Origin of the sequence: Blattabacterium sp. DPU (assembly GCF_011290385.1) — a bacterium.
Classification (GTDB): Bacteria; Bacteroidota; Bacteroidia; order Flavobacteriales; family Blattabacteriaceae; genus Blattabacterium.
The window spans coordinates 140,002-161,030 of the sequence record NZ_CP049785.1 but is presented as its reverse complement, the minus strand read 5'-3'; the positions used below and the strand labels follow the sequence as shown (position 1 = coordinate 161,030).

Annotated in this window: 21 protein-coding genes, 1 tRNA gene and 1 pseudogene; 9 read left to right on the top strand and 14 right to left on the bottom strand. The window is 24.2% G+C overall.

What is annotated here, in order from left to right; all coding sequences use genetic code 11:
• Position 1: 1 nt before the first annotated feature.
• Positions 2-487: a hypothetical protein gene (locus tag G9C01_RS00760; RefSeq protein WP_242673951.1), complete on the bottom strand. Its 486-nt coding sequence runs from the start codon at positions 485-487 to the stop codon at positions 2-4.
• Between the two features lie 84 nt (positions 488-571).
• Between G9C01_RS00760 and G9C01_RS00755 the strand changes: the two genes are divergently transcribed.
• Positions 572-644, top strand: a tRNA-Phe gene (locus G9C01_RS00755).
• A gap of 8 nt (positions 645-652) precedes the next feature.
• On the opposite strand, the gene G9C01_RS00750 is transcribed toward G9C01_RS00755, so the two are convergent.
• Genes G9C01_RS00750 through G9C01_RS00735 form a run of 4 tightly spaced genes read right to left on the bottom strand, consistent with a single transcriptional unit; the run spans position 653 to position 5,389 of the window.
• The gene (locus G9C01_RS00750; RefSeq protein WP_166265153.1) at positions 653-1,171 is read right to left on the bottom strand and encodes an OmpH family outer membrane protein; all 519 of its coding nucleotides are present in this window, start codon (positions 1,169-1,171) and stop codon (positions 653-655) included.
• Positions 1,172-1,200: 29 nt separating this feature from the next.
• On the bottom strand, positions 1,201-3,708 hold the full coding sequence (locus tag G9C01_RS00745) for a BamA/OMP85 family outer membrane protein (RefSeq protein WP_166265150.1): 2,508 nt from the start codon (positions 3,706-3,708) through the stop codon (positions 1,201-1,203).
• A 6-nt stretch (positions 3,709-3,714) separates the two neighbouring features.
• Positions 3,715-4,446 (bottom strand): isoprenyl transferase, encoded by a 732-nt coding sequence (locus tag G9C01_RS00740; protein ID WP_166265147.1) that lies wholly within the window; start codon positions 4,444-4,446, stop codon positions 3,715-3,717.
• A gap of 55 nt (positions 4,447-4,501) precedes the next feature.
• Positions 4,502-5,389, bottom strand: coding sequence for an NAD kinase (locus G9C01_RS00735; protein ID WP_166265144.1), 888 nt, complete (start codon positions 5,387-5,389; stop codon positions 4,502-4,504).
• A gap of 114 nt (positions 5,390-5,503) precedes the next feature.
• Here G9C01_RS00735 and G9C01_RS00730 point away from each other — a divergent pair.
• From G9C01_RS00730 to aroQ, 3 genes and pseudogenes are all read left to right on the top strand, one after another.
• Positions 5,504-6,429: pseudogene (locus G9C01_RS00730) on the top strand (mevalonate kinase family protein).
• 11 nt (positions 6,430-6,440) lie between these two features.
• Positions 6,441-7,139 carry a pseudouridine synthase gene (locus G9C01_RS00725; RefSeq protein WP_166265141.1) on the top strand — a complete coding sequence of 233 codons (699 nt, stop codon included), beginning with the start codon at positions 6,441-6,443 and terminating at the stop codon, positions 7,137-7,139.
• Between the two features lie 10 nt (positions 7,140-7,149).
• Entirely contained in the window at positions 7,150-7,575 is a 426-nt protein-coding gene (aroQ, locus tag G9C01_RS00720; protein WP_166265138.1) for a type II 3-dehydroquinate dehydratase, read from the top strand.
• On the opposite strand, the gene yihA is transcribed toward aroQ, so the two are convergent.
• Genes yihA through G9C01_RS00695 form a run of 5 tightly spaced genes read right to left on the bottom strand, consistent with a single transcriptional unit; the run spans position 7,542 to position 11,275 of the window.
• Positions 7,542-8,174: a ribosome biogenesis GTP-binding protein YihA/YsxC gene (gene yihA / locus G9C01_RS00715; protein WP_166265135.1), complete on the bottom strand. Its 633-nt coding sequence runs from the start codon at positions 8,172-8,174 to the stop codon at positions 7,542-7,544. The two genes, aroQ and yihA, sit on opposite strands and share 34 nt — an antisense overlap.
• Positions 8,149-8,940 (bottom strand): alpha/beta fold hydrolase, encoded by a 792-nt coding sequence (locus G9C01_RS00710; RefSeq protein ID WP_166265132.1) that lies wholly within the window; start codon positions 8,938-8,940, stop codon positions 8,149-8,151. Before G9C01_RS00710 ends, yihA begins: the two co-directional genes overlap by 26 nt.
• A 35-nt stretch (positions 8,941-8,975) precedes the next feature.
• Positions 8,976-9,737 carry a ribonuclease III family protein gene (locus G9C01_RS00705; RefSeq protein WP_166265129.1) on the bottom strand — a complete coding sequence of 254 codons (762 nt, stop codon included), beginning with the start codon at positions 9,735-9,737 and terminating at the stop codon, positions 8,976-8,978.
• Complete coding sequence (gene fabF, locus G9C01_RS00700) at positions 9,727-10,986, bottom strand: beta-ketoacyl-ACP synthase II (protein ID WP_166266353.1); 1,260 nt, start codon at positions 10,984-10,986, stop codon at positions 9,727-9,729. Before fabF ends, G9C01_RS00705 begins: the two co-directional genes overlap by 11 nt.
• Before the next feature lie 19 nt (positions 10,987-11,005).
• Positions 11,006-11,275, bottom strand: a complete 270-nt coding sequence (locus tag G9C01_RS00695; RefSeq protein WP_166265126.1) for an acyl carrier protein — start codon at positions 11,273-11,275, stop codon at positions 11,006-11,008.
• A gap of 87 nt (positions 11,276-11,362) precedes the next feature.
• Here G9C01_RS00695 and G9C01_RS00690 point away from each other — a divergent pair, with 87 nt between their 5' ends.
• Entirely contained in the window at positions 11,363-12,943 is a 1,581-nt protein-coding gene (locus G9C01_RS00690) for a phosphoenolpyruvate carboxykinase (ATP) (RefSeq protein ID WP_166265123.1), read from the top strand.
• Between the two features lie 6 nt (positions 12,944-12,949).
• Here the strand turns inward: G9C01_RS00690 and G9C01_RS00685 are convergent, their stop codons facing one another.
• Complete coding sequence (locus tag G9C01_RS00685) at positions 12,950-13,552, bottom strand: riboflavin synthase (protein ID WP_166265120.1); 603 nt, start codon at positions 13,550-13,552, stop codon at positions 12,950-12,952.
• A gap of 37 nt (positions 13,553-13,589) precedes the next feature.
• Between G9C01_RS00685 and pdxA the strand changes: the two genes are divergently transcribed.
• Positions 13,590-14,621, top strand: coding sequence for a 4-hydroxythreonine-4-phosphate dehydrogenase PdxA (gene pdxA, locus G9C01_RS00680; protein WP_166265117.1), 1,032 nt, complete (start codon positions 13,590-13,592; stop codon positions 14,619-14,621).
• Here pdxA and G9C01_RS00675 read toward each other — a convergent pair.
• Positions 14,616-14,846, bottom strand: a complete 231-nt coding sequence (locus tag G9C01_RS00675) for a F0F1 ATP synthase subunit epsilon (protein WP_166265114.1) — start codon at positions 14,844-14,846, stop codon at positions 14,616-14,618. The genes pdxA and G9C01_RS00675 overlap by 6 nt on opposite strands.
• Before the next feature lie 12 nt (positions 14,847-14,858).
• Positions 14,859-16,367 carry a F0F1 ATP synthase subunit beta gene (gene atpD, locus G9C01_RS00670; RefSeq protein ID WP_166266350.1) on the bottom strand — a complete coding sequence of 503 codons (1,509 nt, stop codon included), beginning with the start codon at positions 16,365-16,367 and terminating at the stop codon, positions 14,859-14,861.
• A 75-nt stretch (positions 16,368-16,442) separates the two neighbouring features.
• Here atpD and G9C01_RS00665 point away from each other — a divergent pair, with 75 nt between their 5' ends.
• From G9C01_RS00665 to G9C01_RS00660, 3 genes are read left to right on the top strand one after another with little or no spacing between them, the layout of a single operon-like run.
• Entirely contained in the window at positions 16,443-17,381 is a 939-nt protein-coding gene (locus G9C01_RS00665) for a bifunctional riboflavin kinase/FAD synthetase (RefSeq protein WP_166265111.1), read from the top strand.
• Positions 17,365-17,811, top strand: a complete 447-nt coding sequence (locus G9C01_RS03090; protein WP_242673950.1) for a hypothetical protein — start codon at positions 17,365-17,367, stop codon at positions 17,809-17,811. The genes G9C01_RS00665 and G9C01_RS03090 overlap by 17 nt, the downstream gene beginning before the upstream one ends.
• Positions 17,808-19,982: a PD-(D/E)XK nuclease family protein gene (locus tag G9C01_RS00660; RefSeq protein ID WP_242673949.1), complete on the top strand. Its 2,175-nt coding sequence runs from the start codon at positions 17,808-17,810 to the stop codon at positions 19,980-19,982. The genes G9C01_RS03090 and G9C01_RS00660 overlap by 4 nt, the downstream gene beginning before the upstream one ends.
• Here the strand turns inward: G9C01_RS00660 and leuB are convergent.
• Positions 19,969-21,027 (bottom strand): 3-isopropylmalate dehydrogenase, encoded by a 1,059-nt coding sequence (leuB, locus tag G9C01_RS00655; RefSeq protein WP_166265108.1) that lies wholly within the window; start codon positions 21,025-21,027, stop codon positions 19,969-19,971. The two genes, G9C01_RS00660 and leuB, sit on opposite strands and share 14 nt — an antisense overlap.
• Between the last annotated feature and the right edge of the window lie 2 nt (positions 21,028-21,029).

Below are 21,029 nucleotides of genomic sequence, written 5' to 3'. Positions count from 1 at the left end.
ATTATTTAATTGGTAAAATTCCACTAATTTTTTTTAATCTAATTTTTTTTAAATCTTCAGAAGCATCAATTCCATTTATGGCATGTAATACAGTTCCATCTGAATTAGATATGATTGTTGTATATTTTTTATTAAAAATTTTTTTCTTTTTTCTATCCCAGAAAATTTCATCAGTTTTCAAAAAATATCCTGTATAACTCATAATTATTATATTTCCTTTGATGTGATAAAATATTTTATTAATTGATTTAACCCAATCCGCTTTAAGATAAGTGTATTTATTCGTTTTTTGATCATAAATAAATAAATTCAATCCATTTGGAAATAATGTATAAGAAGTATATTCTTTAATAACGGAAGAATAAATGATAAATTTTAATAAACCTTTTTCTTTATAGAAAATATTTGTTTTAACAAATATATTATGAGGTATTTCATTTCTATTTTTTATAGATTTTCTCTTATTTATTACAGATTCTCTATTCACACAAGAAAATATAATAAAAAATAACAAAAAAATATGATAATAGAATTTATTACTAATTATTTTATTGTACTTTTGTTTTTCTTTGGTATCTTAGCTCAGTAGGTAGAGCAAAGGACTGAAAATCCTTGTGTCCCCGGTTCGATTCCGGGAGGTACCACTCTTAATTTACTTTAGGCCTAATTCTTTTTTAACGGATTCAGTAATATCCTCACCTTTATTAACTAAAACACCTTTTCCGGGACTACAATCATCAACTCTTATAATATTTTTATCTTTATTGATTACTTTATGGATCGCATTCTCTATTTTCTTGTATATAGGATTTAATAGTTTATTTTGTTTTTTAGTTAAATCATCTGAAGCTATTTTTTGATAAGCATGAGCCTTTGCTTGTAAAATTTCTAATTCTTTTTTAAGAATTGGATTTTTATTTTTCTGAAATTTTTCCGCTTTTTTATGAAATTCTTTTGCTAATTTATTTAAAATATTTTCATGAATTTTACTAATTCTATCTAATTCTTTTTGAGCAGTAGAAAATTCTGGCATTTTTTCTATCAATCCCATACTATTAAGACAAACTATTTTATTATGACATTCTTTAATACATTCAGAATTCCTAGAATATGAATGATATCCAAATAAAAATAGAAATAATAAAAAATAAAAAATTGTATTTTTTCTCATATGATTTTTTTGTTTTTATTTGTGTTATTTTACAAATTTTTTCCTATTATAAAATGTGTTTTCCATTTTGATTTATTTAACCCATGAATTATATTATTATCTATAGGATATCCGAAATCCACTCCTAAAAAACCTATTGGTTCCCAAAATAAACGGAATCCAAATCCAAAAGATTTATTCATTCTTAATGGATTAAATTTTTGATAAGAATTACTAATATTTCCTCCTTCCATAAAACAAGTTGTCCAAATTTTTAAATTTGATAAATTTTTAATTAAATAACGTATTTCCAAAATAAATTTATCATAAATTCTCCCTCCATTATTGAATATTTGATCTTTATAAGAATATCCTCTTAATGGAATATGATCTTTATTATATAAATTTGATCCTGATAAACTATTATGGACTCCTCCCATATAAAATTTTTGATAGGAAAATAATTCTTTTTCATTATTGTATTGTCCTAAATAACCTAATTCTCCTCCTGTTTTTAGTATTATATTATCTACGATTTTATGATACCAAAATAAAATTATTTTTAATTTAAAATACTCCATCCACTCCTTATTTTTATTATTCGTAAAAATTACGGAATATGGAATAGTAAACATACTATTTAATTCTATTTCTGATCCTTGAAATGGAAAAATAAAATTGGGTTCTGTTGTTAATCTTTGTAATGAAATTAAATAACTTAGATCATTAAATCCATGTTTTTGATATGAATTAGAAAATATTTCTTTTTTATAAATAATTTTTTCGTAATCTACAGACGTCAAAATTTTAGAATAAGGATCCAAAAAAGTTAAATACTTATTAAAGTGAATAGAACCTCCTATTTTTTCTAAAAATTGTTTTTCTTCATTTTTGGGATTTTTATTATATTTTTGATGCAAAAAAGATAAATCCTCTTCGTTTTCAATTCTTTTTATCGAATATTGACTTTTAAAAGTAAAAGAAGTAGGATTTTTTCTTTCAAGCCAAGGCTCTGTAAAAGAAAAACCATAAGATATAAAATCTTTTCCCAACTGACTATGAATAGTGAGTTTCTGTCCGTCCCCTTGAGGAATAGGATTCCATGAACTCCAATTAAGAATATTTCTAATAGAAAAATTTCCGAAATTTAATTTAAAATTTCCAATAACTTTCTTAAAATTTTTTCCTCCAAAACCTCCATGAAATTGAAATTCATTAGTATTCTTTTCTACAACATGCCATTCTATATTTATCAATCCATTTTTTTTGTTGGGTTTAATTTCATAATATACCTTATCAAAAAGATTTAAATTATACAAATGTAATAAACTATACTTTATATTTTCTATAGAGAAAAGATCTCCAGGATAAGTTTTTAATTCTCTTCTAATAACATAATCTTTAGTAATTGAATTTCCTAATATAATAACTTGATTTATATAAACAGGTTGATTTTCTTTTATTTGTATTTCTAAATCTACTTTATGATATAAAATTTTTTTTTCTATAAAAGTAATATCAACAAATAAATAACCTGAATTTAAATAAGCATATAGAAGACTATTAGGATAAGAAGGATTTAAAATATTTTTTTCAATTCCAATTGGATTATATATGTCTCCCTTTTTGTACGAGAAAATTTTTTTCAAAAAATCTGTTTTTAATTTTTCATTTCCTAATATATGAACGTTTTCTAACGTATATTTTTCTCCTTCTATAATTTTAATCTTTATTCCATAATCTCCGGATTTTTTTTTCCATACAGAATCTAAAAATACTTGAATATCAATAAATCCCATAGATTTATATTTACGGATAATATTTTTTAAATATTTTTTTACATTTTCTTGAACAAAAAGGGGCTTTTTAATTATAGAAATTATAGATAATAAATTTTTATTATTTTGATTTATTAAACTAAGTAATTCTTTATTTTTAAGAATTTTATTTCCATCAAACAATATTTCTTCTATTTCAATTTTTTTTCCTTTATCTATATAAAAGTATAATACGTTTTTATTATTTTTTTTATCTTTTTTTATTTCATGTTTTATATTAATTTCATGATATCCATCTTTCATATAATATTCTTGTATATCATTTTTTATAGATTGAATTAAATCACCAGAAATTTTTTCTCCAATTTTAATTTTTCTTATTTTGGTAAATTGATCTTTTTTAATTCCTTCTACTTTTATTTCATGAATTTCTTCTAAATCATCTAACTCAAAAAATAAATCAATTTCATTTTTATATATATTTTTTCTGTAAATAGATATGTTTTTAAAAAGATTACTTTTCCACAATTTTTTTATGATATTATCCGTTGTTATTCCATACATATCAATTCTATCTCCTGTAGAAATCCCTGATAATTCAGAAATAAAACGATCGTCATATTTAGTTTTTCCTACAACATGTATTTTTTTTACAATAAAGAAAGTATCTTTATGAGTATAAAAATTATTATAATTACTAACAGTAGATGAATATGCTTGTTGAAATTGTATTATTATTAATAAATAAAAAATGCTGCTGATAAAAATATTTTTTTTCATGAAAAATTATTCTACGTTTCCAAAACGACGTTTTCTTTTTTGATAACTGATTATAGCCTCGAAAAAATCTTTTTTTCTAAAATCGGGCCATAAAATATTTGTAAAATATAACTCTGCATAAGCAGATTGCCAAAGTAAAAAATTACTAATACGTTGTTCTCCGCTTGTTCTAATAATTAAATCTACATCTGGTAAATCTTTAGTATACAAATGATTTTGAAAAAAAGAAGAATCTATATCTTTTTCCGAAAACAATCCATTACATACTTTTTTAGTAATATTTTTTGTTGCTCTTATAATTTCTTCTCTAGCTCCATAATTCAATGCTAAAATTAAAGTTCCAGATGTATTATATTTTGTTTTTTTCATGAAGAAAAATAGTTCTTCTTGAATCACTTTAGAAAATTTTTCTATTTTTCCTATAGTGATAATTTTAACATTTTTTTCATGAATTTCTTTTAAATGAATTTTTAAATTAGTTTGAAATAAATGCATTAAATTATCTATTTCTTTTTTTGGTCTATTCCAATTCTCTGAAGAAAATACATACAAAGTTATATAAGGAATTCCTAATTCTTTACATCCGTTAATCGTATCTCTTACAGATTGTATTGATTTTTCATGACCAAATGTTCTATTTTTTCCTCTTTTTTCAGCCCACCGACCATTACCATCCATAATAATAGCTACATGATGAGGAATATTATTGTAATCTATTTTTTCTAATAATTTTTTCATAGAAAATCATAAGTACACCTTTTATAATATAAATAAAAATAAAGATTTTTCATATTCAATTTCGTTGATCCATTCCCCATAAAAGTTTTTCTCTTAATGTTTTATAATATGTATTTTTTCCTTCTTGAAGGATATATATATAAAAAGGAGCTTTTCGAATATATAATTCATTTTCTTGATTCAAGGAAATTAATCTAGTATCCATAGATAAAGAATAAGACTTAACACGACTATGTATTTTTAAATAAACTTTTTGATCGTCTGATATGATTAATGGCCGTGAAAATAAATTATGTGGAGATATAGGAGTCAAAACAAAATTTTGATTTTCAGGGCTAATAATAGGACCTCCACAACTTAAAGAATATCCAGTAGAACCAGTAGGAGTAGAAATAATCAATCCATCTGCCCAATAAGAAGTTAAAAATTCATTATCTATATAAGCATCTATAGTGATCATAGAAACCATTTCTTTTCTAAGAATCACGATTTCATTTAATGCAAAATTAAAAAATTTCTGATGATTCGTTATAGAAGTTTCTAACGACAATAAACTTCTAGGCATTATATAAAATTTTCGATTAAAAATTTGATCTATTTTTTTTATAAAAACGTCTTTATTAAAAGTTGCTAAAAAACCTAAATTACCCGTATTAACTCCCACTATAGGAATTCCAGAATCTCTAATTAATGTTATAGCAGATAAAATCGTTCCGTCTCCTCCAAAAGTAAACATTAAACTAAAATTTTTAGTAGTTAATTCTTTATAATGAGAAAATACAGGAAAATCTAAATTTTTGAATTCTTCAAAAGAAGATAAAATGTTGAAAAACGATTTTTCAATATATATTTCTATTGAATTACTAGATGCATAGCCTATGAACTGATTAAAATATGATATATTTTTTTCACAAAATTTTTGTCCATACACGGCTACTTTCATTTGAAAATTTTCTTAAAATTATTAAAAATTACGAAATTAATTATTTCATTATATTAAATTTATACAAAGTTTTTTATTAAATTTGTGTTTGTTTTGAAAACAACAAAGCCTAAAATGAAGGAATCGTTATTTCCGGCAAAAATATTGTTATTTGGAGAATATGGAATTTTGAAGAATTATAGTGGACTTTCTATTCCTCATGATATTTACAAAGGGACTTTGAAAGTACATTCTGAATTCAATAAAGATATTTTATATTCTAATTATGAAATTAGAAAATTTTATAATTTTTTATCCATTTTAGAAAAAAAAAACAAATTCCAACAAAATTAGATTTAAATAAGTTACATAGAGATATACAAAAAGGAATATTTTTTCATTCAAATATTCCTAAAGGATATGGATTGGGAAGCTCTGGAGCATTAGTAGCTGCAATTTATGATAAATATGCAAAGCATAAAATAAAAGGATATTTAAAAAAACATATTATAGTATTAAAAAATATTTTTAGCAAAATGGAATCTTTTTTTCATGGAATAAGTTCTGGAATAGATCCTTTGATTTGCTATTTAAATAAACCTTTACTTATTCGATCTAAAACAGATATTTCTATAACAAAGATTCCTAATAATAATAAGGGAAAAGGAGCTATTTTCTTATTAAATTCTGGAATTCCTCGCAAAACTAATTCTATGATGAAATTTTTTTTAAAAAAATTAAAACATGATAAATTCAGAAAAATTTTTTTTGTAGAATTTATAAAATATAATGAAAAATGTATTGAAGCTTTTTTAAAAAAAGATTTTAAAATTTTGTTGAAAAATGTAAAACTTCTATCTACTTGGATTTTTAATCATTTTCGTCCCATGATTTCCAAAAATTTTTATAAAATATGGAAAGATGGTATATTTAATAACATGTATTATTTGAAGCTATGTGGTTCTGGAGGAGGAGGATTTTTTTTAGGTTTTACACAAAATTATGATTTATCTCAAAAAAAATTGAAAAAATACACCATAAAAGTACTTTTTCGTTTTTAATTCTTTTTTTTATGAAAATAAGATTAAATCATTACTTGTCCAATGCAGGAATTTCTTCTAGGAGAAAAGCAGATCAACTTATTCAATCTGGAGTAATAGAAGTAAATGGAAAACCTGTTTTTAAATTAGGCACGATTATTCATACTAATGATATTGTTAAATTTCATGGATCAAAAATTAAATCTAAAAATAAAATTTATATATTACTAAATAAACCTAAAGGTTTTATCACTACGACACGAGATCAATTCAACAGAAGAACAGTAATGAATTTAATTTCTTGTTTATCTGAATATAGAATTTTTCCTGTAGGAAGATTAGATTGTTCTACTACAGGAGTTTTACTTTTAACAAATGACGGATATATAGCTGAAAAATTAACTCATCCTAAATATCATATAAAAAAAATATATCATGTATCATTAAATAAGAATATTATAAATGAAGATTTAGATAAAATAAGAAAAGGAAAAATTTCTTTAAAAGAAGGAAAAGTTAAAGTCATTTTTATAAAAAAAAATGATAAAAATAAAATAGAAATAGGATTGTCTATAGGATGGAATAGAGTCATTAAACGAGTATTTAAAAAACTGAATTATAAAGTTATTCGATTAGACCGAATTAATTTTGGAGGGATAACCAAAAAAAATCTTAAAATAGGAAACTGGTGTTTCTTAAATAAAAAAGAAATAGAAAATATTACTAAATAGATATTTTTTTATGAAAAAAATCACCATTATTAATGGCCCTAACTTAAATCTTTTAGGAATAAGAGAACCTGAGTTATATGGAAATGAAAATTTTTTAGATTATTTTAATAAATTAAAAATAAAACTACATTCTAATAATATAGAAATTGATTATTATCAAAACAATAGTGAAGGAAAAATTATAGATATTTTACATTCTATAGGATTTAAATCGGATGGGATTCTGTTAAATGCAGGAGCATATACTCACACTTCTATAGGAATTGCTGATGCTATAAAATCTATTTTATCTCCTGTTGTAGAAGTTCACATATCTAACATTTATTCTAGAGAATCTTTTAGAAAAAAATCGTTTATTTCTCCTGTTTGTAAGGGAACCATTTTTGGTTTTGGATTCAAGTCCTATGAATTGGGGATAATGAGTTTTTGTTTATAAGATTGATAAAAATCATTTAATTTTTTAATATGTTGAATAATGTTATCAATTCCATATTTATTTTTTACGGATACTTTAAACCATATAGGTATAGTAAAATCATTTTTTTTAATTGTATTAATATAAGAAGAAATATTTTCATCAATACATTTATGATTTCTTAATTTATCTGTTTTTGTGAAAACAATACAAAAATGGATCCTTGCATTGTTTAATTTTTGTATAAAATTTAAATCTATTTCTTGCATGATCAATCTACAGTCTATCAATAAAAATAAAAAAACGATGTTTTTTTTATGAAAAATATAATCTGTAATTAATTTTTGCGTTTCTTTTTTATTTTTTTTTATATAAAAAAATCCATAACCTGGTAAATCTACCAAATACCATTGATGATTTATTAAAAAATAATTAATACATTGTGTTCTTCCAGGAGAAGAAGAAACCCGGGCTATTTTTTTTTTAACTATACTATTGATTAAACTAGATTTTCCTACATTCGAACGTCCAACAAATGCATATTCAGGAAAGGAATGATGAATTGAAAACTGATTAATATTTTTATAACTTCCTTCAAATTTTACAGAAAAAATTTTCATGATTAAAATCAAATTTAGAAAGCCATTCCTCTAATATATTTATAAATATTTCAGGATGTTCCATCATCGGAACATGTCCACATTTATCTATCCAATGTAATTCCGAATGAGGCAATAGTCTATGAAATTCTTTTGCAACTCCTGGAGGAGTTACATGATCTTGCTTTCCCCAAATTAAACAAATAGGTTGTTGAATTACAGATAAATCTTTAGACATATTATATTTCATAGCACTTTTTGCAAGATATAAAATTTTAATTCCTTTTTTTTTATCATTTACAATATGAAAAACTTCATCGACTAATTCTTTAGTTGCTATATTAGGATCATAGAATACTTCTTGTGATTTTTTTCTAATATACTCATAATTTTCTCTTTTAGGAAAAGCATCTCCAAAAGCTTTTTCAAATAAACCTGAACTTCCTGTCAAAACAACGGAATGAACCAAATCTATTCTTTTTTTTGCTATGATTAAAGCTATATGTCCTCCAAGAGAATTTCCTATTAAAGTAGCTTTTTTAATTCCTATTTCCATTAAAAATTGAATAACATATTTAGAAATGTTAAAAATATTAGTCAAAAATAATGGCATGTTATAAAGAGGTAATGAAGGAATGATTACTTGATAACCTTTTTTTGGAAAAAAATCTAAAAGAGCTTTGAAATTACTCAATCCTCCCATTAAACCATGAAGTAAAATCAAAGGATGACCTTTCCCTTTTTTTATATGAGGAAACTTTTTTTCTTTATTAATAATATGAAGCATACATACGATTTCTATTGATTTTATGTTTTTAAGTCTTAAGTATTTTTTTTACATTGTTTTTGAACAATAAAGTAAGCTTCTTTAGCTGCCATTTCTTCTGATTTTTTTTTCGAAGGACCTGTTCCTTGAGTTATAATTCCACATTCTGATATTGTAAATTCAGATAAATAAATAATTTTATTTTTGTTTTTATTTTTTTTAAAAGTTTTAAAATTTATAAAAAATTTATTTTTTTGAGACCATTCTATTATCCATACTTTATAACTGAAAATTTCATTCTGTAATTTTTCAAGATTTATATGAATATGTAATATTTTGTTATATATAAATTTTTTACAGCTTTGATATCCCACTTCCAAATAAATAAATCCTATTAAAGCTTCAAGTGTGTTTCCTAGTATATTATCAGATATCATAGATTTATCATTTCCTAGTATGTTATCAGATATCATAGATTTATCAAAAAAAATATCTGTAAGAGTTAATTTTTGAGAAATTTTATTTAAATTTTTTCTGCATACAATTTTAGATCGTATCTGAGTTAATTCTCCTTCTTTTTTTTCAGGAAATTTTTCACATAAAAAATGTGATATAATAGAATTCAATACAGCATCTCCTAAAAATTCCAATCTTTGAAAATTAAGAGAATAATTTTGATGAAAATTTTTTTTAGAAAAATTATATATAAATACTTCTTTTAAAAGTTTTGTATTTTTTGGATAAAAACCCAATATTTTTATCAACTTACTAACTAAAATGGAATAATCATTTTTAATAGTATTATTTTCAGATACCATTTATTCTTTTAAATAAAATACAAACATTATGTCCTCCAAAACCAAAAGTATTGCATATACTAATTTTTACTTCTTTTTTTATTGCTTTATTTGGAGTTAAATTAATTTTGGGATCTATATTTTTATCTATATGGAACAAGTTTATAGTGGGAGGAATAATTCCCTTTGTTAAAGGAAGAATAGAAGCTATTGCTTCTATGGCTCCAGCTGCACCTAACAAATGTCCTGTCATAGATTTTGTGGAATTAATATTGATATTATATATATTTTCATGAAATACTTTTTGAATTGCTTTTATCTCTGCAATATCTCCTAATCTGGTAGATGTTCCATGAGAATTAATATGATCTACTTCTTCACATTCAATACCTGCATCTTTAATTGCAGATTTCATAGCTAAAATAATTCCTTTTCCTTCTGGATGAGGAGCTGTAATATGGTAAGCATCTCCAGACATTCCCACTCCCACTATTTCAGCATATATTTTTGCTCCTCTTTCTTGAGCATGTTTATATTCTTCAAGAACAAGACATCCTGCTCCTTCTCCTAATACAAAACCATCTCTATTTTCATCAAAAGGTCGTGACGCCGTTTTATAATCTTCATTTCTGGTAGATAATGCATGTAAAGCATTAAACCCACCTACCCCACTTTGCGTGATAGCAGCTTCAGAGCCCCCAGTTACCATTATATCAGCTTTTCCTAAACATATTAAATGATAAGCATCTACAATAGCATTAGAAGATGAAGCACAAGCAGATACTGTTGCATAATTTGGACCATGAAGACCATAATTCATAGAAATAAAACCAGCCGTAATATCTATTAACATTTTTGGAATGAAAAAAGGACTAAATCTAGGATATTTTCCTCCATATACATAATCAGAAATAGACTCTTCTAGATTTAAAAGCCCTCCAATTCCAGATGACCAAATTACTCCTACTCTTTCTTTTTTTTCTTTTGAAAAATTTATTCTACTACTTTTTATAGCTTCTTCAGAAGCAATAATCCCGTATTGTGCACAAGGATCTAATTTTCGTTTTTCTTTTTTATTAAAAAAAACACTTGAATCATAATTTTTTAATTCACAAGCAAATTTAGTTTTATATTTTTTGGTATCGAAATAAGTAATGGGACCACAACCATTTTTTCCGTTTACAAGAGAAATCCAATACTCCTCTGCAGTATTTCCTATAGGAGTAATAGAACCAATCCCAGTTACCACTACTTTTTTTAAGTATTCCATATCATCCATACATAAATATCTAATCTGTTTTTTTTTTTTCTACATTATTTTTTTCCATCAAAAGATTTTCTATAGCCTGTATGGCTTCACCTACTGTTGTTATTTTTTCTGCTTTTTCATCAGAAATACTAATATTAAATTCTTTCTCAAACTCCATAATGAGTTCGACTATATCTAGGGAATCTGCTCCTAAATCATTGGTAAAACTAGCAGTAGGAGTAATCTCACTTTCTTCTACGCTTAATTTTTCTACAATGAGAGCATTTACTTTGGATGCTATATCAGACATAGATTCATAATTTTTTTATGATACAAAATTAGTAAACTTTTGTAAATCATATATAAATTTGCTTGATGCATAAATAGTACATGATATATGATTTTTTTTTCTCTAGAAAGTTATGGAATTTTGAATTCTTCATGTAATTGGCAATTGACGCCTAATGAACTACAAAAAATTATTATTCAAAAAAAAATGGGAATTGAAACGAAATCAGGAGTTTTAGCTATAAATACGGGCCCTTTTACGGGAAGGTCACCAAAAGATCGATTTATTGTAAAAGATAGTATTACAGAAAAAAAAGTATGGTGGGATGAAAAATTTAATCAATCTTTTGATTCAAAAAAATTTGATCATTTATATCAAAAAGTAGTACAATATTTATCGGGAAAGACATTATATATACGAGATGGATATCTTTGTTCCGATAAACGTTATCAATTAAATATTCGTTCGATCAGTGAATATCCATGGTCTGATCTATTTATTTATAATCTTTTTTTAAGATTTTCAAAATTAGAAAGAATTATCCCCGATTGGTTATTATTGTGTGCTCCAGGATTTTATGCTAATCCCATCGAAGATGGAACACGAAATAAAAATTTTTCCATATTAAATTTTTCTAAAAGAATAATACTTATTGGAGGATCAGGATATACAGGAGAAATTAAAAAATCTGTATTTTCTGTTCTAAATTTTATACTTCCTATGTATAAAAATGTTTTTCCTATGCATTGTGCCGCAAATGTAGGAAAAAAAGAAAAAGATACGGCTCTTTTTTTTGGATTATCTGGAACAGGAAAAACTACTATTTCTAATGATGTAAATAGAAATTTAGTGGGAGATGATGAACACGGATGGACTTATGATAATATTATATTTAACTTTGAAGGAGGATGTTATGCCAAAATATTGGGAATTTCTCCAAAAAATGAACCTATGATTTATCATGCTATCAGAAAAGGAGCTATGCTAGAAAATGTAATTTTTAAAAAAAAAACTAGAGAAGTTGATTTTTCAAATGATACAATTACTCAAAATATAAGAATGAGTTATCCTATTTATTTTATAAAAAATATTGAAGAAAAATTATTATCTTCTAACATAAAAAATATTTTTTTTCTAACATATGACGCTTTTGGTGTTTTACCACCTATATCTCAACTAAATAAAGCACAGTCTTCTTACTATTTTTTATTAGGATATACATCTAAAGTAGCTGGTACTGAATTAAATATAAAAAAACCGAAAGCAACTTTTTCTTTTTGTTTTGGAGCTCCATTTATGCCATTACATCCCGTTCAGTATACAAAAATGTTAATGAAAAAATTAGAGAATACTGAAATTAATGTTTGGATGCTCAATACGGGATTAATATCTGGGGGGGATTTGTTGGGATATCGTATTAAATTAGATGATACGCGTAAAATTGTACAAAATGTTTTAAATGGTTCTTTATTAAAAGTACCTTTCGAAAAATATCCTATTTTTAATTTTCAAATACCAAAATATTGTCCTGGAGTCTCTTCCAACATATTGAATCCTAAAAATTCATGGAAAAATAAGAAAATATATCAAAATCAAGTAAAAATACTTGCTAAAAAATTTATTAAAAATTTTGATATATATAGAGGATTTATAGACAAAAATATTTTGTCTGGAGAACCTGTTTTATAACAAATATTACATTTTTTTTTTACATTCTTGTATATGTTTATTCATATATTTTCCTATGATATCAAATTCTACATTGACAATATCACCAATCTTCATCATATGAAGGTTGGTTTTTCTATAAGTGTAAGGAATAATAGATACATTAAATATATATTGATTATATGTTACTATAGTAAGACTTATTCCATTAATAGTAATAGAACCTTTTTCTACAACTACATGATCCAATTTTTTTTTAGACCTAAAAAAAAATAGCCAACTTCCATTCCTATTTTCAATATTAACAATCGTAGCAATCGTATCTACATGTCCTTGAACTATATGTCCATTTAATCTTTCATGCAACATCATACTCCTTTCTAAATTTACTTTATCTTTAAGTTTTAAAAAATTTAAATTAGTACATAATAAAGTTTCTTCAGAAGCCAGAACTGAATAAGTTTTTTGATTGATATTCATAATGCTTAAACATATTCCATTATGAGAAATGCTTTGATTAATTTGAATTTCTTTATTTAAAAATGGATTTATAAAAGTTAGACAAAGATTGTTTTGATCTCGACTTAATTGATGTACTTTTGCAGTGTATTCTACGATACCAGTAAACATATTTATAATTTTTTTAAAATTAATTAAATATTTTATTATGAAAAAAAAAATTAAAGTAGGATTTACCACAGGCGATATAAACGGAATAGGAATAGAGATTTTTTTGAAAGTATGTTGTAAAAAAAAACTTTTAGATTTTTTTACTCCGATATTATTTGGATCTACCAAATTATGTTTTTATTATAAAAAAATTTTAAACATAGAAATCAATAACATACGAGAAGTAAAAAGTTTTCAAGAAGTTGTTGATTATAAAATCAATATATTCAATATATGGAAAGAAGACATTCAATTTGAATCTATAAAAATAAATCATCCTGAATCAGGAAAATATCCTATTTTATCTTTAAAAAAAGCCGTAAAAGCTTTGAAAGAAGGAAAAATAGATGTCCTTGTAACAGCTCCGGTTAATAAAAAATATATGAATTTTTCAAATTTTTCATTTGTAGGTCACACTGAATATCTTCAAAATATTTTAGAAGGAGAATCTTTAATGTTTATGATTCACGACATTTTAAAAATAGCTTTAGTAACTAATCATTTGCCTTTAAAAAAGGTAAGTTCAGAATTAAATACAAAAAAAATAATAAAATCAATTAAAATTTTACGTCAATCTCTTATCATGGATTTTTCTGTAGAAAAACCTAAAATTGCAGTATTGGGATGTAATCCACATTTAAGTGATAATGGATTAATAGGAAATGAGGAAAAAATACAAATTAAACCAGCTATTGATAATTTATTTCAAAAACAAGGATGGTTAGTTTTTGGCCCTTATCCTTCAGATAGCTTTTTTGGGAATCAAAGCTATCGAAATTTTGATGCTGTTTTAGCTATGTATCATGATCAAGGATTAATTCCTTTTAAAATACTAACCTCTAATCAAGGTGTCAATTTTACAGCTGGTCTGTCTCACATACGAACATCTCCTGATCATGGAGTGGCCTATGATATAGCTAAAAGAGGAATTGCTAATGAAAATTCATTTGAAGAAGCAATATTCAATGCTATAAAAATATTTAAAAATAGAAAAGAATACATGAAATTCGGTTCATTAAAATTATCATAAAATAACAATAATCCAATTTTCTTTTACTTGTAAAATTCCACCTTCTATTTTAATTTCTTTTTTTATATTTTCTGATTCTAATTTTAAAAAACCATTTTTTAATATAGATATAAATGGAGCATGATTTTTTAATATTTGAAAAGATCCATAAAAGCCAGGAGCTATAATAGAATTTATATTTTCTTCATACAAAATTTTATGAAAGCTAATGATTTTTATTTTCATAAATAAATTTATTTATATCGATAACATTTTTTTTCCACTTTTGATAACTTGTTCTATCGTTCCTTTTAAATTGAAAGCTGCTTCTGGAATTTCATCTAATTCTCCATCTATTATCATATTGAATCCTTTTATAGTATCTTCAATTTTTACAAATTCTCCCTCTATTCCCGTAAATTGTTTTGCCACATGAAATGGTTGAGATAAAAAACGTTGAACACGTCTAGCTCTAAAAACGGTTAATTGATCTTCTTCACTTAATTCTTCGATACCCAGAATAGCTATAATATCTTGTAAAGAATTATATTTTTGTAATATCTCCTTTACTCTTTGTGCACAATCATAATGATTTTTATCAATTATATCTGGAGATAAAATACGTGAAGTGGAATCTAAAGGATCTACTGCAGGATAAATTCCTAAAGATGCTATTTTTCTGGAAAGAACGGTAGTTGCATCCAAATGCGAAAATGTAATAGCAGGAGCAGGATCAGTAAGGTCATCTGCAGGAACATAAACAGCTTGTACTGAAGTAATAGACCCTGTTCTAGTAGAAGTGATTCTTTCTTGCATAGCACCCATTTCAGAAGATAAAGTAGGTTGATATCCAACTGATGATGGAATTCTTCCTAATAATGCTGAAACTTCTGATCCAGCTTGAGTAAAACGAAATATATTATCTATAAAAAACAATACATCTTGTCCTTTTTTTCCATCTAAATATTGATCTCTATAATATTCAGCCAATGTTAATCCTGATAAAGCTACTCTTGCTCTTGCTCCAGGAGATTCGTTCATTTGACCAAAAACAAAAGTTGCTTTAGATTTCTTTAAAGATTCTTTATCTACCTTAGAAATATCCCAATATCCTTTTTTCATTGATTCCATAAAAGACTTTCCATATTTTATAATTCCAGATTCTAACATTTCTCTTAATAAATCGTTTCCTTCTCTAGATCTTTCTCCAACTCCTGCAAAAACAGATTGTCCTCCATGTCCTTTCGCTACATTATTAATTAATTCCTGTATCAATACAGTCTTTCCTACTCCTGCTCCCCCAAATAATCCAATTTTTCCTCCTTTAGGATAAGGTTCTATTAAATCTATAACTTTAATTCCCGTATACAAAATTTCTGTATCAGTCGATAAATCTACAAATGCAGGAGATGCACTATGAATAGGTTTAACTTTAGATCTATCTACATCTCCTAATCCATCTATACAATCTCCTAAAACATTAAAAACTCTACCATTAATATATTCTCCAATAGGAACACAAATTGGTTTATCTAATGCATAAACTTCTTGTCCTCTTTGTAGTCCATCTGTTACTTCCATAGATATACAACGAACATTACTATCTCCCATATGTTGTTGAACTTCTAATACAATTTTATTGTCTTTAGATAAGCATACTTCCAAAGCATCATAAATTTTAGGAAGATAAGATCCTTTATTAAAAGAAACATCAATTACTGGTCCTATAATTTTAGTAATTATTCCTTTAAATTTTTTTTTGTGCATCATGCAATTCCTTTTTTTTAAACATTTATACAATTATATTTGTAATTGTAAATGTAAGAGAAAAAGATAAAAATCTTGAAAATTTATTCATTAATTGATGAATTTTCTTCTAATTATCCATGTGTATTTACACTTGGAGTTTTTGATGGGGTTCATATAGGTCATAAAAAAATTATTCAAAATTTAATTTTGAGATCTAAAAAAAAATATTGTTCCGTTCTGCTTACTTTCCATCCACATCCAAAAGAAATTTTAAATTCAGACAAAAACTTTTTTTATTTAAACACACTTTCTGAAAGAATATATAAATTAAAGAAAACTGGAATAGAACACTTGATTATTCATCCTTTTACTATAAATTTTTCAAGATTAAAAACAAAAGATTTTTTGAAAAAAATTTTACATCCTAAATATAAAATTAAAAAAATCGTTACTGGATATGATTCTCATATTGGAAAAAATAGAGACAATTCTTACGAAGAATTAAAAAAAATATCTCATATTTATGGAGTAAGAGTTTATCAGGTTCATCCCCAAAAATTTAAAAAAAAAATAGTTAGTTCTACTCACATACGTAAATCTCTTTTATTAGGAAATATCCAGTGGGCAAATCAAGCTTTAGGATATTTTTATACATTATCTGGTAATGTGATACAAGGAAAAGGAATAGGAAAAAAGATTAATTTTCCCACAGCAAATATACAAGTAGACTCTAAAAAATTAATCCCTAAAAAGGGAGTTTATGCTGTAAAAATTAATTATTTAAATAATATGTATTTAGGAATGTTAAATATAGGAATAAATCCTACGATAGAGAGAGAAAATAAAAAAATAAAAATAGAAGTGCATATATTCGATTTTTTTGAGAATATATATGGAAAAAAAATAGATGTTTTAATGATTCATATCATCCGTGAAGAAAAAAAATTCAACTCTATACAAGAGTTAATAACTCAAATATATATAGATAAAATCAATGTAAAAAAATTTTTTTCTCGTGAAAAAAAAAATTGACAATATTATCGAATTTATAGTAAAAAACTTTAATCAGAAAATTTTTTTCATATCAAAATCTCATTCTATTATAGAATATATAAAAAATAAACACAGTTCAAAATTTAATTCAAAAATTAGATTTTTCATAATGGAAGAATTTTTAGAAAATGTTTCTGGACTAAAAATTTTGGATAATTATTCAATATTATTTTACTTTTTTTCTCTTTTAAAAAAAGATGATTTTATGGAAAAAAATTTTCATTATTTTTTTAATTGGGCGCCTAAAATATTAAATAATTTTCAAAATATAGATTTAAATATGGTTGATGTTGAACATTTTTTCTCTTCTATTATTTCTACAGAAAAGATAAGTAAATGGAATCTTGATTTTGTAGAAAAAAAAAAATTTTTTTTTGGGAAAATATTCATGAATATTATTATATTTTGAGATCTCAACTCCTAAAGAAAGGAATTGCTTATTATGGAATGCTTTTCAAAACATCAATTTCTCATTTAGATTCTTTTTTATATAAAAATTCAGACACAAAAATAGTATTATTCCTTGTTGATTCTGTTGCATTTAACGAATGTGAAAAAATTTTTATTAGAAAAATAAGTAAACAAGGACTAGTTTATGATTTATGTGAAAAAAAATTTTTCAGTTCAAAAACACGTTTACAATATGATAATTTAAAAGTTATTGGTGTTTCAAAAGAAATAGAACAAGTGAAAACTGTGGAAAAAATTATATGTAAATTTATAAAAAAGAATAAAATCCCTCCTAATAAAATACTTGTAATACCAGGAGATAATTCTTTGACGATTCCACTAGTACATTCTATAAAAAAATTAGGAGTTGATGTATCTATCAATATAGATTATCCATTAAATGATCTTCCTATTTATTATACTTTTTATTCTATATTTCAATTACTGTTAAAAAAAAAGAAATTCAAAAAATTCACTAAAAAAGATGTTGTACAAGTATTATCCAATGGATATATTCAAAAATTTTTTTTAAAAAGAAATTCAGTATTGAAAAAATTGAATATAGAAAATGATTCAGATTATGTTTTCGAAAACGAAATAAAAAAATACTTATATAAAAATAATTTGTGGATTATTTTTAATATTCCAATTAATAACATCAAAATAATTCTTATAAGTCTTATTAGTTTTATTAGAAAATTCAAAAAGTTGCTCATTACAAATGTTAGAAAACATTTTTTGGAATTGAAATTTATTTTTAAACTAGAAGTTTATATACAAAAATTAAGAATAATAGTTAGAAAAAATAAAAATTTTTCTATAGGAATTAATGATATATTTAACATATATGAACAATTTCCTCATATAGAAAATATACGATATATACATAAAAATCAAAAAGGATTATATGTGACAGGTTTTATGGATTTATTTTTTGAAAATTTTGATGTTGGAATTATTACTTCTTTTAATGAAGGAGTAATTCCAAAAAATCATAAAGAAAATAGTTCTTTTATTTCATTTGATATATATCAAAAATTAGAAATGGATAAATTCGACGAAAATTTTTATTTTCATCATTTAACAAGGATTTTTCAATTTTCAAATCAAACATATTTAATATATAAAAATCAACCAGATGAAATTAATTCTGGAGAAAAAAGTCGTTTTATTCACAGAATAGAAATAAATTCTAAAATTTCAACAGAAAAAATAAAAAAGCCATTTTTTCCTATAATTTTTAAAAAAATCCCTATTGTAATTAATAAAAAAAAATCTATAATTCAATGTTTAGATGAATTAATAAAAAAAGGATTATCTCCTTCTTCTATTCATTTATACAATTATAATCCTCTTTTATTTTATTATAAAAAAGTTCTTAAGTTAAAGGATAAAGAAGAAATCTCCTATAAAAGAAAAATAGGTGAAGTTATTCATAAAATATTAAAAATTTTATATGATCCCATAAAAAAAAATTTTATAACTATTGATTATATTCATACAATGAAACAAAATTATGAATGTACTATAAAAAGAGTTTTTTTTGAAAAGAAAGAAATGATTGAAGGACATAACATGTTTCTTTATTATGTTATAAAAAATTATATAGAAAATTTTATTTCATGGGAAGAGAAATTTATTAAAAATGGACATAAAATTTTTATAAAAGAAATAGAAAAAAAAGTGTCTGCAATATTAAATGTAGGAACAAAAAAAGTAAATTTACATGGAATTATAGATAGGATAGATGAATATGATGGAACAACTCGTATTCTTGATTATAAAATAGGATTTTCAAAAATTAAAAAAATCAATGTTTCTTCAAAAAATATTGAAAATATTTTTTATGATATAAATTATGCAAATACTATGCAATTACTGATTTATGTTTATTTATGGTTTGAATCTTACATATTTAAAGAAAATAAAAAAAAATCTCCTATCATAGGAAATGTTTCCCCAGAAATGAATGGAAACATATTACTAGTTCCTATAACTATTTTTAATTCTCCAAAAAATAACATAACATATGCAAATTATAAAATAAATGTTCTTCCATTTCTTATTAAAAGAATTTCTGATTTACTAGATCCTAGTATTCCTCTCGTAGAAAAATTTATTGACTTATAATATATTTTTCTATATAATCACCTACTTCTTCCGTAGTGGAAGATAATTTGGAATCGATAATATCTGGAGTACATATTTTTTTTTCTATAGAATTTTTAACTGCTTTTTCTAAAATATTTTTTTCTTGATACATTCCAAAATATTCTAACATCATAGAACCTGAAAGAATACATCCCAAAGGATTTGCTATATTTTTTCCTTTTGCTTGGGGAAAAGATCCATGAATAGGTTCAAACATACATTTACAATTACCTATAGAAGCTGAAGGAAGTAACCCTAAAGAACTCGTTAAAACACTAGATTCGTCTGAAAGAATATCTCCAAACATGTTATCTGTTAAAATGATATCAAATTTTTTAGGATTCATAATAATTTGCATAGATGCGTGATCTACATATAAAAAATCTAGATGCACGTCGGGATAATCCAATGATATTTTTTTAATAACTTCTCTCCACAATCTAGAAGTTTCTAGTACATTCGCTTTATCCACTAATGTTACTTTTTTTTTACGATGAAGAGAAGCTTTAAAAGCCATTTCTCCAATTCTCTCGATTTCTGTTTTAGAATAAGTACAATAATCATAAGCTTCTTCTCCATTTTTATAACGACCTTTTTTTCCAAAATAAATTCCTCCCGTTAATTCACGATATATAATAAAATCAACTTTATTTAACAATTTTTTTTTTATAGGAGATTTATTTAATTTAGGAAAAACTACTACAGGACGAATATTACAATATAAATTCATTTTTTTTCTAAGTTTCAATAATCCGTCTTCGGGTCTCATACCTATTGGATTATGATCATATTTTGGATCTCCAACACAACCAAATAAAACAGCATCTGATTTTAAACAATTATCTATGGTTTCTTTTGGCATCGGATCTCCTAATTTTTCTATAGCTTTGGATCCCGCTAAAATATTTTTATAATGGAAATCATGACCATATTTTATAGCTATGGAATTTAAAACTTTTATGGTTTGTTTGATCACCTCAGGTCCTACTCCATCTCCTTCTATTACAGAAATATTTTTTTTCATAA

What these genes read in the sequence shown, in the direction of transcription:
- fabF (WP_166266353.1), bottom strand. Translation starts at nt 10,986, where the DNA reads ATGGAATACTTAAAAAAAGTAGTGGTAACTGGGATTGGTTCTATTACT.
- pdxA (WP_166265117.1), top strand. Translation starts at nt 13,590, where the DNA reads ATGAAAAAAAAAATTAAAGTAGGATTTACCACAGGCGATATAAACGGA.
- G9C01_RS00710 (WP_166265132.1), bottom strand. Translation starts at nt 8,940, where the DNA reads ATGCTTCATATTATTAATAAAGAAAAAAAGTTTCCTCATATAAAAAAA.
- yihA (WP_166265135.1), bottom strand. Translation starts at nt 8,174, where the DNA reads ATGAAAATTTTTTCTGTAAAATTTGAAGGAAGTTATAAAAATATTAAT.
- G9C01_RS00725 (WP_166265141.1), top strand. Translation starts at nt 6,441, where the DNA reads ATGAAAATAAGATTAAATCATTACTTGTCCAATGCAGGAATTTCTTCT.
- G9C01_RS00690 (WP_166265123.1), top strand. Translation starts at nt 11,363, where the DNA reads ATGATTTTTTTTTCTCTAGAAAGTTATGGAATTTTGAATTCTTCATGT.
- G9C01_RS00745 (WP_166265150.1), bottom strand. Translation starts at nt 3,708, where the DNA reads ATGAAAAAAAATATTTTTATCAGCAGCATTTTTTATTTATTAATAATA.
- aroQ (WP_166265138.1), top strand. Translation starts at nt 7,150, where the DNA reads ATGAAAAAAATCACCATTATTAATGGCCCTAACTTAAATCTTTTAGGA.
- G9C01_RS00675 (WP_166265114.1), bottom strand. Translation starts at nt 14,846, where the DNA reads ATGAAAATAAAAATCATTAGCTTTCATAAAATTTTGTATGAAGAAAAT.
- G9C01_RS00750 (WP_166265153.1), bottom strand. Translation starts at nt 1,171, where the DNA reads ATGAGAAAAAATACAATTTTTTATTTTTTATTATTTCTATTTTTATTT.
- G9C01_RS00695 (WP_166265126.1), bottom strand. Translation starts at nt 11,275, where the DNA reads ATGTCTGATATAGCATCCAAAGTAAATGCTCTCATTGTAGAAAAATTA.
- G9C01_RS00705 (WP_166265129.1), bottom strand. Translation starts at nt 9,737, where the DNA reads ATGGTATCTGAAAATAATACTATTAAAAATGATTATTCCATTTTAGTT.
- G9C01_RS00735 (WP_166265144.1), bottom strand. Translation starts at nt 5,389, where the DNA reads ATGAAAGTAGCCGTGTATGGACAAAAATTTTGTGAAAAAAATATATCA.
- atpD (WP_166266350.1), bottom strand. Translation starts at nt 16,367, where the DNA reads ATGCACAAAAAAAAATTTAAAGGAATAATTACTAAAATTATAGGACCA.
- G9C01_RS00740 (WP_166265147.1), bottom strand. Translation starts at nt 4,446, where the DNA reads ATGAAAAAATTATTAGAAAAAATAGATTACAATAATATTCCTCATCAT.
- G9C01_RS00685 (WP_166265120.1), bottom strand. Translation starts at nt 13,552, where the DNA reads ATGTTTACTGGTATCGTAGAATACACTGCAAAAGTACATCAATTAAGT.
- leuB (WP_166265108.1), bottom strand. Translation starts at nt 21,027, where the DNA reads ATGAAAAAAAATATTTCTGTAATAGAAGGAGATGGAGTAGGACCTGAG.